Here is a 17740-nt window from a genome sequence, read left to right as displayed (position 1 = left end):
ACGTCGCCGGGCCGCTCAACTGCACTGTTCGGCAAAGCTCCACTTAAGGTGGTAGGCGATCATGTCTACCCCTGTCGTCGAAGATCCCGTGGCTGACGGCGCCGAATCGGCGTCGTCGGCAACTTCGCGCGGCAGGTTGCTGGACCCGTGGGCGATAGCCGCGCTGACCGCGGTCGTCAGCGGCGCCTGGGCCGCGCGACCGTCGCTGTGGTACGACGAAGGCGCGACGATCTCGGCGTCGGCCAGCCGCACGCTGCCCGAGTTGTGGAAGTTGCTGAGCCACATCGACGCCGTCCACGGCTTCTACTACCTGCTGATGCACGGCTGGTTCGCGATCTTCCCCCCGACCGAATTCTGGTCACGAGCACCCAGCGCGCTGGCGGTGGGGGCAGCCGCCGCAGGCGTGGTGGTGTTCGCGAAGCAGTTCGCGGGGCGGACGACGGCACTGTGCGCGGGCGTCGTCTTCGCGATCCTGCCCAGGGTGACATGGGCGGGCATCGAGGCCCGCTCCTACGCGCTGTCGGTCGCCGCCGCGGTCTGGCTGACCGTGCTGTTCGTCGCCGCGGTGCGACGTAATCGGGCCCGGATGTGGGTGTCCTACGCGCTGGCGTTGATGCTCACCATTCTGGTCAGCATCAACACGGTGCTGCTGGTGCCGGTGTACGCGGCGATCCTGCCCGCGGTGGCCCCGGGCAAGCCGCGTAAGCGGCCGGCCATCTGGTTTGCGGTGGCGTCGGCCGTCGCGCTCGGAGCGATGACGCCTTTCCTGCTGTTCGCCCACAACCAGGTCTTTCAGGTCGGCTGGATCGCGGGGCTGCACCGCAACCTGTTCCTCGACGTCGTGCACCGGCAGTTCTTCGACCACAGCATCGCCTTCGCCATCCTCGCCGGTGTCCTGGTGGTCGTCGCGGCTGGCCTCCGGCTGGCCGGGCGCGCCAGGGCCGAGGCCGGCACCGGCCGGTTGCTGCTGATCAGTGTGCTGTGGGTGGTCATCCCGACCGGCACCGTGCTGATCTACTCGGCGCTCAGCGAACCGATCTACTACCCGCGATACCTGATCTTCACCGCCCCCGCCGCGGCGGTGATCCTGGCAATCTGCATCGTCGCCATCGCCCGCACCCGGTGGCAGGTGGCCGCCCTGCTGGTAGCCATGGCCGTGGCCGCGTTTCCGGGCTACTACTTCATCCAGCGTGGGCCGTACGCCAAGGAGGGGTGGGACTACAGCCAAGTGGCGGACGTCATCAGCGCCCACGCCGCACCCGGCGACTGTCTGTTGCTGGACAACACGGTGCCCTGGCTGCCCGGGCCGATCCGCGCCCTGGTGGCCACCCGGCCGGCCGCCTTCCACTCCCTGATCGACATCGAACGGGGCGCCTACGGACCCAAGGCCGGCACGTTGTGGGACGGCCACGTCGCGGTCTGGCTGACGACCGCCAAGATCAACAAATGCTCCACCCTGTGGACCATCACCAACCACGACCCTTCGCAGCCCGATCACCAAGTGGGACAGTCACTTCCGCCGGGAGCGTTCGGGCGCTCACCGGCCTATCAGTTCCCGGGCCATCTGGGTTTTCACATCGTCGAGCGGTGGCAGTTCCACTATTCACAGGTCGTCAAGTCGACCCGGTGAGCGTCGGTCGCGGTGGGTTGCCTGATAGGAGCTGAGGAATCCGAGGGCGGCCAGTGCGGTGAACACCGCGAACAGCCAGCGCGCCGACGTCACCTCGCCGCCGGGTGCGGTGTTGACGACGACGCCCGCCAGTCCGGCGCCGAACGCCCCGGAACTCAGCTGGACGATGTTGATCGCCGCGGCCGCCGCGCTGCTTTCGGCCGGGTCGTCGACGGCGGTCATCGCCCGGACCGCCAGATGAGGCCACCCCATTCCGATGCCCGCACCGGTGATCAGCAGGGCCAGCGCCCACAGCAGCACGAACGACAGCGAGGCGTAAGGACGCTGCGTTACCGCACCCAGCGCCAGGCCGGACGCCATCACCAGCGGAGCCACCGCGACCACATGCCCGATCACCTGCCGGTTGGTCAGCGACGCGCTGACCACCTCGGCGAGGGTCCACCCGGTGGCGAGCGCGGCCCCCAGAAACCCGGATTCCACCGGACTCAGGTCGGCCAGCTTCTGCCCGAAGAACGGCACATAGGTGTTGGCCATCGCCGCCACCATCTGCACGGCCATGGTCAGGTAAATCCACTTCAGCGGCCCGGAACCAAACACGCTGCGCGGCAACACCGCGACGTGCATCCGCCAGTCCACGATCACGAAGACCACCACCAGCAGCGCGGCGGCGGCCAGCAGCCCGAAGGTCTGAATCCGGTATTGCGGCAGCTCCGCGACGCTGACGGCCAGCGCAGCCGCCCCGATCAGCAGCAGCGACCAGACCGGCACCGGGTGGGCGATCGGCTTCTCGCCGCCGATATGCCCAGCCGGCAGCACTTTCCGCACCAGCAGCGCCATCAGTGCGGCGGCGAACGCGATCGACACGAACGCCCACTGCCACAAGTCCAGCTGGGCGAAGATCCCTCCGGTTGTGGGTCCGACCAGCGTCGCGACCCCCCACATCGTGGAGACCAGCGCCGAGCCGCGGGTCCACAGCTGGCGCGGCAGCGCGGAGTTGATCAGCGCATACCCCAGACCGGCCAGCAGGCCGCCCGCGAGGCCTTGCAGCATGCGTCCGGCGACCAGGATCTGCATGTTCGGCGCCAGTGCCGAGACCAGGCTCGACAACGCGAAGACGGTGAGCCCCATCAGATATGACGATCGTGCTCCGACCCGCACCAGCATCGGGTTCACCGTGGTCGCCGCGACCACCGAGCCGACCAGATAGAGCGTGGTCGCCCAGGCGAACAGGCGTTCACCGCCGATGTCCGCGACGATGCTCGGGAGCATGCTGACGGTGAGGAACTCGTTGGTGGCGTAGAGTCCGACGCCGCCGGCCAGCACGGTGCAGGTGCCCAGATGCCGACCGAACAGCTCACGCCAACTGCCGGTCTCACTGACCGTCTCCGTCACGCTCCTACCGTAAGAGGTGCGGTGTTAACGCAGTGACCGCCGATCCCGGCGAGTCGCCCGATACGCCGCCAGCACACCGACCGCGGCCAGCACCGTGAACACCGCGTACAACCAGCGGGCTTGAATCACCGCGTCGCCCGGAGCGGTGTTCACGACCACGCCGGCGATCCCGGCGCCGAAGGCTCCGGAGATCAGCTGCACGGTGTTGATCGCGGCGGCGGCCGCGCTGCTCTCGGCCGGGTCGTCGACGGACTCCATGGCCCGCACCGACATGTGTGGCCAAGCCATGCCGATGCCGATGCCGGCGATCACCAGAGCCAGCGCCCACAGCCCGACCAGGCTCGGCGAAGCGTCCGCGCTCTGCGTCAGGGCGCCCACCGCCAGCCCGGTCCCCATCAACAGCGGCGCGACCAGCACGACGTATCCGATGACACGTCGGTTGTGCAGCGACGCGCTGACGACCTCGCTGACCGTCCATCCGACAGCCAGCGAGGCGCCCAGGAAGCCGGCGCCGACCGGTGACAGGTGTCCCAGCCGCTGCCCGAACAGCGGCACGTACGTGTCGACCATCACCGCCATCATGAGCATCGCCATGGTCAGGTAGATCCACTTCAACGGACCGGAGCCGAACACGCTGGGCGGCAGCACCTTTGCCTGCTTCCGGCGATCGACCGCTATGAATGCCGCGACCAGCAGCAGCCCGAGGAACACCAGGCCGGCGATGGCGGCGGCGTTGCGCGGTAGTTGTGCGACGCTGACCGCCAGCGCGGCGGCCCCGATCACCAGCAGCGACCACACCGGCACCTGGCGGGTGGAGTGCTCCCCCGCCGCGACGGCCCGCTCGGCGCCCAGCACCGCGGTCACCAGGGCCGCCATCAAAACGCTCAGCACCGTCATCGTCCCGAAAGCCCAGCGCCACAGGCCGTACTGCGCGAAGACCCCGCCGATCGCGGGGCCCACCACCGTGGCGACCCCCCACATCGCCGAGACCAGCGCGGACCCGCGGGTCCACAGCTCGCGCGGCAGTTCGGCGTTGATCAGCGCGTAGCCGAGTCCGGCCAGCAGGCCCCCGGCGACTCCCTGCAAGGTGCGGCCCGCGATCAGCACCTGCATGGTCGGGGCGACCGCGCATACCAGGCTGGCCACCCCGAACACGGACAGTCCCAGCAGAAATGACACGCGGGCTCCGAACTGCCGCAATGTCGCGTTGACGGTGGTGGCCGCGGCCACGGAGCCGACCAGATACAGCGTGACCACCCAGGCGTAGAGGCGGCTGCCGCCGATCTCGGCGATGGCGCTGGGGAGCAGGCTGACGGTGAGGAACTCGTTGGTGGCGTACATCGCGACGCCGCCGGCCAGCACGGTGCAGGTACCCAGATGGTGACCCAGCAGGTCACGCCAGCTGCCGGTCGCGCGCGCTGTCTGCGTCACTTGAGGCCGGCGGCGTCCATACCCCGCAACTCCTTCTTGAGGTCCGCGATCTCGTCGCGGAACCTGGCCGCCAGCTCGAACTGCAGGTCCCGCGCGGCGGCCATCATCTGCGCGGTGAGGTCCTTGATCAGATCGGCCAGCTCGGCGCGCGGCATCGAGGAGGTGTCGCGTCCCTCGATGACGCCCGCACTGACGGCACGACCCGGCTCGCCCTGGGCCCGCCGACCGCGCGAGGAGTTGCGCCCCGATCCGCCGACGCCGACTTCGGTGTCGTCGGCCTCGCGGTAGACCTGGTCGAGGATGTCGGCGATCTTCTTGCGCAGCGGCTGCGGGTCGATGCCGTGCGCCTCGTTGTAGGCAATCTGTTTGGCCCGCCGCCGCTCGGTCTCGTCGATCGCCTCGTTCATGGAGTCGGTGAGCTTATCGGCGTACATGTGGACTTCGCCGGAGACGTTGCGGGCGGCGCGGCCGATGGTCTGGATCAGGCTGCGGGTGGATCGCAGGAAGCCTTCCTTGTCGGCGTCCAGGATCGCCACCAGGGACACCTCGGGCAGGTCGAGGCCCTCACGCAGCAGGTTGATGCCCACCAGCACGTCGTAGTCGCCGAGCCGCAGCTGTCGGAGCAACTCGACCCGGCGCAAGGTGTCGACCTCGGAGTGCAGATAGCGCACCCGGATGCCCATCTCCAGCAGATAGTCGGTGAGGTCTTCGGCCATTTTCTTGGTCAGTGTGGTCACCAGGACGCGCTCGTCCGCCTCGGCGCGTTTGCGGATCTCGCCGATGAGGTCGTCGATCTGGCCCTTGGTCGGCTTGACCACCACCTTCGGGTCGACCAGCCCGGTCGGGCGGATGACCTGTTCGACGAACTCCCCGCCGGTCTGGCTGAGTTCGTATGGTCCGGGAGTGGCCGACAGATACACCGTCTGCCCGATCCGGTCGGCGAACTCCTCCCAGGTCAGCGGCCGGTTGTCGACCGCCGACGGCAGCCGGAACCCGTATTCGACCAGGTTGCGCTTGCGCGACATGTCGCCCTCGTACATGCCGCCGATCTGCGGCACGGTGACGTGCGACTCGTCGATGACGAGCAGAAAATCGTCCGGGAAGTAGTCCAGCAGGGTGGCCGGCGCCGAGCCCGCGGGCCGGCCGTCGATGTGCCGCGAGTAGTTCTCGATGCCCGAGCAGAATCCGACCTGGCGCATCATCTCGATGTCGTAATTGGTGCGCATCCGTAGCCGCTGCGCCTCCAGCAGCTTGCCCTGACCTTCCAGCTCGGCCAAGCGTTCGGCCAGTTCCTGCTCGATGGTGGAGATCGCCTGCGCCATCCGCTCCGGGCCGGCGACGTAGTGGGTGGCGGGAAAGATGCGCAGCGAGTCGACCTGGCGCACCACGTCCCCGGTCAGCGGGTGCAGGTAGTACAGCGCCTCGATCTCGTCGCCGAAGAACTCGATCCGGACGGCCAACTCTTCGTAGGAGGGGATGATCTCCACCGTGTCGCCGCGTACCCGGAAGGAGCCGCGGGTGAAGGAGAGGTCGTTACGGGTGTACTGCACGTCGACCAGCAGCCGCAGCAGCGCGTCCCGGGGCACTTCGTTTCCGACCTGCAGTTCCACCGAGCGGTCCAGGTAGGACTGCGGGGTGCCCAGGCCGTAGATGCAGGACACCGAGGCGACCACCACCACGTCGCGCCGGGACAGCAGCGACGAGGTCGCGGAATGTCTGAGGCGCTCCACATCGTCGTTGATGGAGCTGTCCTTTTCGATGTAGGTGTCCGTCTGCGCGATATAGGCTTCCGGCTGGTAGTAGTCGTAATACGACACGAAGTACTCGACTGCGTTGTGCGGCAACATCTCCCGCAGTTCATTGGCCAGCTGTGCGGCCAGCGTCTTGTTCGGCGCCATCACCAGGGTGGGCCGTTGCAGGCGTTCGATCAGCCAGGCCGTCGTCGCCGACTTGCCGGTGCCGGTGGCGCCGAGCAGCACGACGTCCCGCTCCCCGGCTTTGATGCGCCGCTCCAGTTCGTCGATGGCCGCCGGCTGGTCACCGGCGGGCTGGTGCGGGCTGACCACCTCGAATTTGGCGCCGGTGCGGACGACCTCGTCGACGGCGCGGTATTCGGAGTGCGCGACTACTGGGTGTTCGGTGGCGAAAGCCATGTCTGCCAGGGTAGTCAACGGGACCGACAAGTCCTCGGCGCGAGCGGCCCCGAAGGCCGGCGAACGGTGCGCCCCGACCATCCCTCTGAGGACGCTCGCGCAGGCAGGGACGAAATCCAACCGGCACATCAGCCACAGTGTGCACACCAGCAACATGCATCTCTCATTTCACGGAAAGGCCCTGGCAGAGCGCCATTTTCAGCCGACACGGCTCCGCGGCGCACCGGACTTGTCGGCCCGGTGGCCTATGTTGGGCGTCCGGACGAACGACAAGAGCAAGGGATGACGGTGGACGACTACGCGGGCCTGTCGGCGACAGACCTTCTCGCGCTCAACCGCGACCTGCAGGGCTCTCGGGCGGTCCGGCTGCTGGCCACGCTCAACCTGGGCCTCTACGCGACGCTGATGGAACGCCACCTCAGCGACACCGCCGTCCCGGAGACCGAGCTCGTGGTGCGGCTGGAACGCGATCTCGCCGAGCTGGGCGAGCCCCAGTCCGGGCTCGCGCTGATCAAATCCTGGGCCGGCCAGGGCTGGCTGCACCGCGTCGTGGACAGCCGGGCCGGCCACGAACAGAACCTCTGCTATCTCACCCAGGACACCCGCCGCGCGCTGGACTTCCTGCGCGGCATGCGTCGTCAGGACACCATCGCCACCGGGGGCTCGATCACCGGGCTCGCCGCCCGGCTCAAGCAGGTCGCCCTGCGGGTGGACAGCGACCCGGCCCGCATCCGCAAGCAGATCGAGGCCGAGATCGACGCCCTGCACCAGCAACTCGACCAGCTCGACGCGGGCCAACGCCCGGCACCGGACGTGACCGACTGCTACGACGAAGCGCGCGCGATCGCCTTGCAGATGGAACGGTTGATCACCGACATCGGCCAGTACGGTGCCATGATCGAGCAGGCCACCGCCGCCCTGGACGAACCCATCGACAGCAACGTGGAATACCGCGACCGGCAGCGCCAGATGTATTCCGACTACCAGGCCGCCTGGGACTCCCGAGGCCGTGACTCGCACCGCGCCTTCCTGCGCATGGTCAACGACCCCGACCAGCGTGCCGAATTCGAGGCCGACGTGGCCGCCGTCGCCGACGCGCTGCCCGCCCTCGACCCGGATCTGCGCAAGATCATGACCGGCTTCTTCGAACTCGTCGGCCACCAGATCGACGAGGTGGAGCGCATTCAGCAGCGCTGCGCCCAGCGCGTCAAGCGGTTCACCGCATTCGGCACCATGGAGCAGCGCCGCGGCGTGGCCCGTCAGCTCAACCAGGCCATCGGCGCGGCCCGTGCGCTGCTCAAGACTTCGCTGACCGACTCCCGCCTCGACATCGACGTCCCGCTGGCCCGGCACGCCATCAGTTCGGTCGGCGCACTGAGCTTCAAGATCGGCGACCTGTCCAGGCCCAAACCCGCTGAGGCCGCCACCGGCGAGGTCGACCTGACCACCTTCGCTGCCCTCACCACGCAGGTCGACGCACCCGCCATGGCGGACGCCCTCAACGACAGCCTGCGCAAGGGACCCGTCAGCCTGCCGGACGCCGTCGCGATGCTGGACACCGCCTACCTCGGTCACGTCATCGTTTTGTGGTCCTGGGCGCTCAAGCAACCCCAAGACGGCACCGTCGGGTCGACCGCCGTCCGGTTTCGCTCCCTGGCCGGCCCCGACCGTGAAATCGAGCTTCCCCGTTTGACTTTCACCGAACCGATCACCACTCTCGCGGGAGCCGGCACGTGACCATTGAGACCGATATCGACTTCTCGTCGCTGCCGCAGGTCGATCAGGCGGCGACTCCGCCGGTGGGGCGCAGGCCGCGTTTCGAGGGCGACGTCTCCGAGCTGCCCGACCGCGCGTGCTGGGCGCTGCAGCACCTGCTCACCCGCCGCTACATCAGCGCCGAGGCCGACGCCGACATCTACAGCTGGGTCGTCGAGTACCGCGCCCAGCTGTCGGTCCGGCTCTCCGAACTCGACCTGCAACTGCGCATCACCGACGGAACGGAGATCGCGTTCATCGAACAGGCCCGCTACGAATCAGCCAGGGGCATCAAGCTTTTGCGCCGCGAACCGCTGGGCACCTACGACTCGATCCTGGCGCTGCACCTGGCCCAGATGATGCGCGCATCCGGCGGGCAGGCCGTGTTGATCAGCCGCGAAGAAATGCACGGCCTGTTCTCCGGGGTGCTCAACGACACCGATCGCGACGCGGTCACGTTCGCCGCCCGCATCGACGGCGCCATCGCCCGGTTGACCGGTTTGGAGATCCTGCGCCGAAGCCGTGACGACGACGACAGTTACACGATCAGCCCGGTGATCACCGCCATCATGACCGCCTCCGTCATCACGGAGTTGCAGCAGCAATTCGAGCAGTTGCTCAGTGGCGGCATTCCGCAGGAGACGGACGACGAAGCCGAGCCCGATGACGACTGAACAATTCCACCTGTCCCGGCTGCAGATCATCAACTGGGGCGTCTTCGACGGCTACCACAGCATCCCGTTCAGCAGCGGCGGTGCGCTCATCGCCGGAGCATCGGGAAGCGGTAAATCCTCACTGCTGGATGCGATTTCGCTTGGCTTCCTGCCGTTCAACCGGCGCAACTTCAACGCCTCCGGCGACCACACCGCCGCGGGGTCCAGCGCCGGACGCCGCACCGTCGACAAGTATGTGCGCGGAGCCTGGGGTCAGCGCAGTGACGGCGGCACCAGCCGGGTGATGTACCTGCGCGGCGACGGAACCGCGTGGTCGGCGGTCGCGGTCACTTACACCGGTGAGTCGGGCCGCACCGTCACCGGCCTGGTGCTCAAGTGGCTGACCGGCGACTCCCGCAGCGACTCGTCGAGTCGCTTCGTGTTGGGCGACGGCGACCTCGACATCTAGGAGATCTGCAATCGATGGGCGGCCAACCGCTTCGATGTCGGCGTGTTCAAGGAGGCTTGGCGGTTCTCCACCAAGGTCGAGTCGCAGTATCTGGCGCAGCTGTACGCCACCATCGGCATCCGGGCCTCCGATGCGGCCCAACAGTTGCTCGGCAAGGCGAAGTCACTGAAAAGCGTTGGCGGACTTGAGCAATTCGTCCGCGACTTCATGCTCGACGAACCCGACAGCCTGGCCCGGCTACCCGAAGCACTCAAGCAGATCGACCCGCTGGTGGAGGCTCGGGAGCTGCTCGCGGTCGCCCAGCGCAAGCGGCGCATCCTGGGCGACATCGAGCAGGTGCAGCAGCGCTACGCCGCCGAGTCGTCGGACCTGGGCATCATCGACCTGGTTGATGCGCCGATGGTGCGCGCGTTCAGCGACCACGTCCGGCTGGCGCAGTGCCCGGCTCAGATCGCCGCCCTGGACAGCACCATCGACCAGCTGGAGAACGAGTACGAGGATGTCACCCGGTCATTGAATCTGGCCAAGGCCGAAGCAGATTCGCTCAACGCCCAGATCAGCGGGTCCAGCGCGAACATCGCCCCGCTGCAGTCGCAGGTCACCGCCGCCGAGGCCGAAGCCGAGCAGGTCAGCCGTCGCCGCGCCGCATACGAAGACCTGCTGTCCGCCCAGGACATCGAGATCCCGGACACGGCCGACGAATTCTGGAACTTGCGCGAGCAACTGCTGACCGAGGCCACCGAGATGCTGGCCAAGGTGGAACGGAACCGGGAGACCTCCACCGACGCCGAGTACGCGCAGAAATCGGCCCGCATCGCCCGCGACGAGGCCGCCAAGGAACTGCGCCGCGTCGAACACGTCGTCTCCGCGCTGCCGGAGTTCGCGCTGGCGATGCGCGACCAGATCTGCGCCGCGGTGCGGGCCGACCCGGCCGATCTGCCCTACATCGCCGAACTGCTGGACCTGCACCCCGACCAGACCCGGTGGCGGCTGGCGGTGGAGAAGGTGCTGCGCGGCACCGGACTTCGGCTGCTGGTGCCCGACCAGCACTGGGCGGCGGTGTTGCGGTTCGTCAACGAGACCGACCTGCGCGGCCGCCTTCAGCTGCATCATGTCCGGACCAAGTTCCTGCGTGCCGCGCCTGCAGATTTGGACCCGAAAACGTTGGCGGGCAAGCTGTTCGCCGTCGACCCCGGCCACCCGTGCGCGGCCGAGGCCGTCGACGTCATCGCCGCCGCCGGCGACCACGTCTGCGTCGAGAGCCCAGACGTCTTCGCCCGTTTCCGCCGCGCGGTCACCGACACCGGCTTGTACAAGGACTCCGATCGGCTGGCGATCAAGGACGACCGGCGCCCGATCAAGCCGTCCGAATACCTCTACCAGGGCGACGTGTCGGCCAAGATCAATGCGCTGACGCTGGAACTTGCCGCCGCCGAAGAAACCTACCGGCAGGCCCGCCACACCGCCGATGCCATCGCCGCCCAGCGCCAGCGGTGGCGGGACCGCGCGGTGGCCTGCAAGGCGATCTGTGAGCAGTTCCCGCAGTGGAGTCACATCGACACCGATACCGCCGACGGGCACGCCGAGCGCCTGCGCCAGCAGTACGAGTTGCTGCTGTCCGATCACCCCGATCTGGACGCCCTCAATGCCCGTGCCGACGAATGCTGGTCGCAGATACAGAGATTGATGACGCGGCGCGGGGCGATCCAGATGCGCCGCGACAGCCTGGACGAGCGGCGCACCCGGCTGCTGGACCTGCAGGACCGGTTGGCGCCGGCGTTCGTCTCCGAACCACTGACCGAATTGCTGCACCGCTACGCCGCCGCGATCCCGGTAGCGCTGGAACTGCTGGATCCCGAGCCGCACCGGGAGGCGTTGTTCGCGGCCATCAAGAAAGACCGCGAACAGCTGCGCGAGAGCCGCCGCCGCTCCTACGACGAATTGGCCCGCATCCTCAACACCTTCGACACCTCGTTCCCCGACGCCATCCCGAATGACAGCGACAACTTCGACGAACGGGTACACGACTACGTCGCGCTGTGCCGGCACATCGACGAGCGCGAACTGCCCGACGCCTACGAGCGGATGCTGCGACTGGTCACCGAGCAGGCCCCGGATGCGATCCTGACGCTGCACCGGGTCGCTCAGCAGGAGACGCGGCGCATCAGCGAGCAGATCGACCGGGTGAACACCGGTTTGGGCGCGGTGGAGTTCAACCGCGGCACCCGGTTGACGCTGCGGGCGACCCCGCGGCAGCTGCCAGCCGTCGACGAACTCACCGAGATCGTGCGCGCCATCTCACGGCGCATCGCCGAGGTCGGGCTCGGCGACAAGCAGGCGATCCTCGACCAGTACGCCGACATCCTGCGTCTGCGCAACCGGTTGGCCTCCACCGCGCCCGAGGACAGGGCGTGGACCCGCGACGCCCTGGACGTGCGCAACCGGTTCACCTTCGACTGCGCGGAATGGGACGTCAGCAGCGACGAACTGATTCGCACGCACAGCAACGCCGGCGACAACTCCGGCGGCGAGCAGGAGAAGCTGATGGCGTTCTGCCTGGCCGGCGCGCTGAGCTTCAACCTGGCCAGCCCCGAAAGCACGGATAACAGGCCGGTTTTCGCCCAGTTGATGCTCGACGAGGCGTTCTCCAAGTCCGACCCGCAGTTCGCTCAGCAGGCTTTGCAGGCGTTCCGCAAGTTCGGGTTCCAGCTGGTGATCGTCGCGACCGTGCAGAACGCCACCACCATCCAGCCGTATATCGACAGCGTGGTGATGGTGTCCAAGACCGAGGCCACCGGCCGCAACAACCGTCCGGTCGCCTCGGTGGCCACCAGGACGATCTCGGAGTTCACCGCGTTGCGCCAAGAGATGCGCGCCGCGAACAAGCGAGTCCCCGCCGGAGTGTGACGCGAAAAAAGCGTCAGCGATGCCGGGTCCACATCCGGCTCACCGGATCACACTCGATCAGGTAGCCGTCGCTGGAAGCCGACATCGCGAACACCGGGATGTCCGGCCGGTCGCAGGTGCTGCCGGCGGAGTGCACTCCGGTGGTGATCGGCGCCTTGTCCCAGGTGCTGCCCTCGCAGACCACCTGTTCGTTGCTGGTCTGGTCGTAGGCCAGCTTGTCCGCGTCGGTGCAGGCACCGCCGAGCACGGGCGGGGTGGGCCGGGACGCCGGCGCGAGCGCCGCGCTGACCGCCTGCGCGGGGTCGCTCAGCGTCACCTCCGGCGGCACGTCGCCCACCCGGGTGGCCACCACCGGAACCCGCGCCACCGCCCCCTGCGCACCGCACTCGTTGCTGCCGACGGTTTCGGTCTGCACGCCGCGCAGCGTCCCGTCTGCCTGCGGTGCCAGCGAGAACGCCACCGTCTCCTGCTGGGTGGCCGGTGCCGGAGCGTTCGGCTCGTGGCACGCGACCTGCTGCTGCGCCGGGGCGCCCTGCCAATAGCCGGCCACGAACCGCAGCGTGTCGCTCGAGCCGCCGTCGGTGGTGTCGGCGACCTGGTGGGAGCTCTGGTCGAGCTGGACACCGGTAGCCGCGCAGCCGTTGGTGGTGCAGACGGAATGGAAGGCCCACCACGTGGTGGTGGGGAGGCCGTTGTGACGCATCGGTGTGCCGTTGGTGGTGCGCTTGGAGCGGTCGAAATCCAGCCGGTAGGTGCCGTCCAGGACCTTGCCGGGGGGCGCCGAGACCGGGGCGGCGGGCGCGGGAGCGGCCGCCTGGGCGGCGGGTCGGGCCGCCAACGTGGGATCGATGAGGTCGGGTTGGAAGCTGTACAGCGCCGACCAAGTGGCCGCGATCGCAATCAGGACCGCGCACGTCAGCGCGGCCGCCATCCGGGTGCGCGGCGAGATGCGGCGGGCGCGCGCGGGAGTGGCGTCACCGGCGGCGGTGTCTTCGGGCAGCGGGTTGCCCACCGCGGCGGCGACGGCGGCGGCGAAGGATCGGCATCGATCGAACCGTTCCTCGGGCGCTTTGGCCAGTGCCCGGTCGAATATGTCGTCCAGACAAGCCAATTCGGGACGGTAGTCGCTGATCTGGGGCGGGTCCTCGTGCAAATGCTGGCTGATGACCGCGACCGGGTTGGGGTTGCGGAACGGCGGGGTGCCGGTGAGCAGGTGAAAAGCCGTGGCGGCCAACGCATATTGGTCTGCGCGCCGGTCGATGTTGGAGCCCGCCAACTGCTCGGGGGCGGCATAGGCGACGGTGCCGACCGCGACGTTGGTTTGGGTGATCCCGTTGACGTCGGCGAGGTGACGGGCAACACCGAAGTCGGCCAACAGGATTCGCCGCTCCCCGTCTTCGGGATGGGTGAGCAGGATGTTGGCGGGTTTGACGTCGCGGTGCAACAGCCCGCGGTCGTGGGCGTAGTCGAGCGCCCCCGCGACGGCGGTGAGGATGGCGCAGACGTCTTCGGCCGGCAGGCCGTCGGGGTGAGACTCTCGTACCAGCCGGGCAGCGTCGGTGCCTTCGACATAGTCCATCGAAATCCAGAGCTGGCCGTTGAACTCGCCGCGATCGTGCACACCGACGATGTGCGGGTGCCACAGCGTGGCGGCGAGATCGGCTTCCCGGTTGAACCTCTCGCGGAACTCGCTGTCCGCGGTGATCGCCTCGGCCAGCACCTTGATCACATCCCGGCGCGGCAACCGGGGGTGCAATGCCAGATAGACCTCGGCCATTCCGCCGGCACCCAGCTGCCGCAGGATGGTGTAGCCGGCGAACTGCGCGCCGCGGTCCATGGCGGTGCGCGATCCCGGCGCGGGGTGATCGGCGGGTCTCGGCGGTGGGACCGCCGGCGGGACGCGGCGCAGCAGCTTGACGGTGGTGGCGGGCAGCGACTGGACACCTGCGCGCAGAGCTTGACGCGAGTTGCCCAGCAGTCGCCGGCCGGCGTTGAGACGCCGGGTGCCGCCAGACCGATCTTCCATGCCGTTTCGTCCCTCCTCCCCCTCGAATGATGCCCGAGTTGACGTGTTGCATGTCCCGATCCGAGCTGTGCAGTTGCTATGAGAGGCAGCGTTGCAGACATAGGAACCGCACAGCTGACTCTCATCGAGCAACCCCGCTGGCGCGCCGATACTGGTGTGGTGAATCGACCCGTCCCGCCAGCCCTGACCATTCGATACGACGGCTCCCAACGCTCTTTCGCCCCGGGTTACGAGATTGTCGTCGGCCGCGACCTGCACGCCGACCTGCGCATTCCCGATCCGCGGATCTCCCGGGCGCATCTGATCCTGCGCTTCGAGCAGGGGCGTTGGCTGGCGATCGACAACGGCTCGCTGAACGGGACGTACGTCGCCGGGTACCGGATGCCGGTGGTGGACGTGCACGACGGCCAGAGCATCAACATCGGCAATCCCGCCGGGCCGCGGCTGACGTTCGAACTCGGCGGGCAGCGCGCCCAGCCGGTTCGCCCGCGCAACGGCTTCGCCAGCGCCGGGCCGGTGCACGACAGCGGGCCGCCCACGCTGACCTGGGCGGTCACGCCGCCACCGCCACCCCCGCCGTCACCTCCGCCGATGCCGCCGGCGCGGCCACCGCAGCCCGCCCCACCGGCCCGGAGCAACGGGCGACCCGTGCGTCCCACCCCGCCGCAGCAACCGCGCCCCGCGCCCCGGCCGCCGTCACCGCCGTCACCGCCGCCGCCGCATGAACAGATCACCACCGTCAACCTCGACCGGCCCGCCGCCGAGGTCACCCATATCGATCACAAGTCGGCCGACGTGTCCGGCCTGGCCACCCGGATGGTCAAGATCCTGGCACCACGCTCGCAGCGGGGCTCGGAGCCGGCGAAATCGACCGGCGTCATCTCCATCGGACGCGCCAACGACAACGACATCGTCGTCTCCGACGTGCTGGCCAGCCGCCAGCACGCCACCCTGCGGCTCACCCCGCTGGGCACCGAGATCCAGGACCGCAGTGTCAACGGCACGTTCGTCAACGGCACCCGGGTGGGGTCGGCGATCCTGGCCGAGGGTGACGTGGTCACCATCGGCAACGTCGACCTGGTATTCAGCGACGGCACCCTGCTACCCAGCAGCGAAACCGCCACCCGCACCGGCGGGCTGGAGGTGCGCAACGTCGACTACACCGTCGACAACGGCAAGCAACTGCTGGACGGCATCTCGCTGGTCGCGCGGCCGGGCACGCTGACCGCGGTGATCGGCGGATCGGGCGCCGGCAAGAGCACCCTGGCCAGGCTGATCGCCGGTTACGCCCGCCCGACGTCCGGGTCGGTGACCTTCGAAGGCCACGACATCCACGCCGAGTACGCGTCGCTGCGCAGCCGGATCGGGATGGTGCCGCAGGACGACGTGGTGCACCGGCAGCTCACCGTGAACCAGGCGCTGGGCTACGCGGCCGAACTTCGGTTGCCGCCGGACACCAGCAAATCCGACCGCGCCCGCGTGGTCAGTCAGGTGCTCAAAGAACTCGATCTGACCAAGCACGCCGACACCCGGGTGGACAAGCTCTCCGGCGGGCAGCGCAAACGGGCGTCGGTGGCCCTCGAGCTGCTCACCGGCCCGTCGCTGCTGATCCTGGACGAGCCGACCTCAGGCTTGGACCCCGCCCTCGACCACCAGGTCATGACCATGCTGCGCTCGCTCGCCGACGCCGGCCGGGTGGTGATCGTGGTGACGCACATGCTGTCCTACCTGGACATCTGCGACCAGTTGCTGCTGGTCGCGCCGGGCGGAAAGACGGCGTACTGCGGTCCGCCCGACCAGATCGGTTCGGCGATGGGCACCACCAACTGGGCCAAGATCTTCACCCAGGTGGGCGCCGACCCCGACGAGGCCAACCGCCGCTTCCTGGCGCAGAGCCAGGCGACCAAGCGTCCCGCCGAGGACGCCGAGCCCGCCGAGCTGGGCAAGCCGACGCACACCAGCCTGCGCCGCCAGATCTCGACGATCGCGCGACGCCAGGTGCGCCTGGTGGTCGCCGACCGGGCCTACTTCGTGTTCCTGGCCCTGCTGCCGTTCGTGCTCGGCACGTTGTCACTGACGGTGCCCGGGTCCAACGGATTCCGGGTGGTCGCCGAACACGCCGGGACGCCCGACGAGTCGGCGCAGATCCTCAACCTGCTGCTGTTGGCGGCCGCGTTCATGGGCACCGCGCTGACCATCCGCGACCTGGTCGGCGAGCGGGCGATCTTCCAGCGCGAGCAGGCGGTGGGTTTGTCGACGACGGCGTATCTGCTGGCCAAGACGGCGGTGTTCTGCGTGTTCGCGGTGCTGCAGGCGGCGGTCGCGACCACCATCGTGATCGTGGGCAAGAGCGGCCCGACCCGCGGCGGGCTGGTGCTGGGCCACGGGAACGTGGCGGCGACGATCGAGCTGTTCCTCACCGTGGCTGCGACGTGCGTGGCCTCGGCGATTCTGGGGCTGGCGATCTCGGCGCTGGTGCGCTCCAACGAGCAGATCATGCCGCTGTTCGTGGTGTCGATCATGGCGCAGCTGGTGCTGTGCGGCGGCATGGTCCCGGTGACCAACCGGATCGTGCTGGAGCAGTTGTCCACGGTGGTGCCGGCGCGCTGGGGCTACGCCGCGGCCGCCGCCACGGTCGACGTGCGCAATCTGGTCCCGGGCTCGCTGATCCCCAAGGACCGGTTCTGGCAGCACACGTCGAAGATCTGGCTGCTCGACATGGGTATGCTCGCCGCGTTGTCGGTGTTCTACGCCTGCTTCGTGCGATGGAAGATCCGGCTGCGCCGGTAGGCTGACCGCATCCATCCACCCAAGCACGAGACATTCGACCTGGCCGCCCGCACCAACACCGACCCCAAGGGCATCGTGCGGGCGGTCGACGAGTACGCGGTGCATCCGTGGGGGCTGTATCTGGCCCGACCCACTCCCGGCCGCGCCCAGTTCCACTATCTGGAATCCTGGCTACTGCCGTCGATGGGGTTGCGCGCCACCGTTTTTCACTTCAACCCGGGCCACGAACGCGACCACGACTACTACCTCGACGTCGGCGAGTACACGCCCGGCGACACGGTGTGGCGTTCGGAGGACCACTACCTCGACCTCGAGGTGCGCACCGGCCGCGGCGTGGAACTCGCCGACGTCGACGAGCTGCTCGAAGCCCTGCGGCAGGGCCTGTTGTCGCCCGACGTGGCCGAGGTGGCGGTACGGCGGGCAGTGGCGGCCGTCGAGGGGCTGGCCGGCCACGGCTATGACCTGACGGCATGGCTGGCGGCCGGCGGCATCCAGCTCACCTGGCGAGGCGCCGACCATAATTTGCGGTGACAA

Annotated in this window: 9 protein-coding genes and 1 pseudogene; 6 read left to right on the top strand and 4 right to left on the bottom strand. The window is 68.5% G+C overall.

Annotation, left to right across the window (positions count from 1 at the left end):
- Positions 1-61: 61 nt before the first annotated feature.
- Positions 62-1630 (top strand): glycosyltransferase family 39 protein, encoded by a 1569-nt coding sequence (locus MKCMC460_RS13930; RefSeq protein WP_236975258.1) that lies wholly within the window; start codon positions 62-64, stop codon positions 1628-1630.
- On the opposite strand, the gene MKCMC460_RS13925 is transcribed toward MKCMC460_RS13930, so the two are convergent.
- The 3 genes from MKCMC460_RS13925 to uvrB are packed head-to-tail and all read right to left on the bottom strand — an operon-like array spanning position 1604 to position 6606.
- Positions 1604-3022, bottom strand: coding sequence for an MFS transporter (locus MKCMC460_RS13925; protein ID WP_236975260.1), 1419 nt, complete (start codon positions 3020-3022; stop codon positions 1604-1606). The genes MKCMC460_RS13930 and MKCMC460_RS13925 overlap by 27 nt on opposite strands.
- A 24-nt stretch (positions 3023-3046) precedes the next feature.
- Positions 3047-4453 (bottom strand): MFS transporter, encoded by a 1407-nt coding sequence (locus tag MKCMC460_RS13920; RefSeq protein WP_238305884.1) that lies wholly within the window; start codon positions 4451-4453, stop codon positions 3047-3049.
- Positions 4450-6606, bottom strand: coding sequence for an excinuclease ABC subunit UvrB (gene uvrB / locus MKCMC460_RS13915; protein ID WP_238305882.1), 2157 nt, complete (start codon positions 6604-6606; stop codon positions 4450-4452). The genes MKCMC460_RS13920 and uvrB overlap by 4 nt, the downstream gene beginning before the upstream one ends.
- A gap of 282 nt (positions 6607-6888) precedes the next feature.
- On the opposite strand from uvrB, the gene MKCMC460_RS13910 reads away from it, so the two are divergent.
- The 3 genes and pseudogenes from MKCMC460_RS13910 (at position 6889) to MKCMC460_RS13900 (ending at position 12390) form a co-directional block, all read left to right on the top strand.
- Positions 6889-8343 carry a DUF3375 domain-containing protein gene (locus MKCMC460_RS13910; protein WP_238305880.1) on the top strand — a complete coding sequence of 485 codons (1455 nt, stop codon included), beginning with the start codon at positions 6889-6891 and terminating at the stop codon, positions 8341-8343.
- On the top strand, positions 8340-9035 hold the full coding sequence (locus MKCMC460_RS13905; protein ID WP_236975262.1) for a DUF4194 domain-containing protein: 696 nt from the start codon (positions 8340-8342) through the stop codon (positions 9033-9035). The genes MKCMC460_RS13910 and MKCMC460_RS13905 overlap by 4 nt, the downstream gene beginning before the upstream one ends.
- Positions 9025-12390, top strand: a pseudogene (locus tag MKCMC460_RS13900) (ATP-binding protein). The gene MKCMC460_RS13905 and the pseudogene MKCMC460_RS13900 overlap by 11 nt, the downstream one beginning before the upstream one ends.
- Positions 12391-12403: 13 nt before the next feature.
- Here the strand turns inward: MKCMC460_RS13900 and MKCMC460_RS13895 are convergent.
- Positions 12404-14416 (bottom strand): serine/threonine-protein kinase, encoded by a 2013-nt coding sequence (locus MKCMC460_RS13895; RefSeq protein WP_238305878.1) that lies wholly within the window; start codon positions 14414-14416, stop codon positions 12404-12406.
- A gap of 159 nt (positions 14417-14575) precedes the next feature.
- Here MKCMC460_RS13895 and MKCMC460_RS13890 point away from each other — a divergent pair, with 159 nt between their 5' ends.
- Positions 14576-17206: an FHA domain-containing protein gene (locus MKCMC460_RS13890; protein ID WP_238305877.1), complete on the top strand. Its 2631-nt coding sequence runs from the start codon at positions 14576-14578 to the stop codon at positions 17204-17206.
- A 75-nt stretch (positions 17207-17281) separates the two neighbouring features.
- Positions 17282-17737, top strand: a complete 456-nt coding sequence (locus tag MKCMC460_RS13885; protein ID WP_236975282.1) for a DUF402 domain-containing protein — start codon at positions 17282-17284, stop codon at positions 17735-17737.
- Positions 17738-17740 lie beyond the last annotated feature (3 nt).

The sequence above is a fragment of the Mycobacterium sp. 20KCMC460 genome (assembly GCF_022179425.1).
Lineage (GTDB): Bacteria > Actinomycetota > Actinomycetes > Mycobacteriales > Mycobacteriaceae > Mycobacterium > Mycobacterium kiyosense.
This window is presented reverse-complemented; position numbering and strand designations above follow the sequence as displayed.

Bases quoted from the DNA above. Each gene is read 5' to 3' on its own strand.
- MKCMC460_RS13930 (WP_236975258.1), top strand. From the start codon at position 62: ATGTCTACCCCTGTCGTCGAAGATCCCGTGGCTGACGGCGCCGAATCG.
- MKCMC460_RS13910 (WP_238305880.1), top strand. From the start codon at position 6,889: ATGACGGTGGACGACTACGCGGGCCTGTCGGCGACAGACCTTCTCGCG.
- MKCMC460_RS13895 (WP_238305878.1), bottom strand. From the start codon at position 14,416: ATGGAAGATCGGTCTGGCGGCACCCGGCGTCTCAACGCCGGCCGGCGA.
- uvrB (WP_238305882.1), bottom strand. From the start codon at position 6,606: ATGGCTTTCGCCACCGAACACCCAGTAGTCGCGCACTCCGAATACCGC.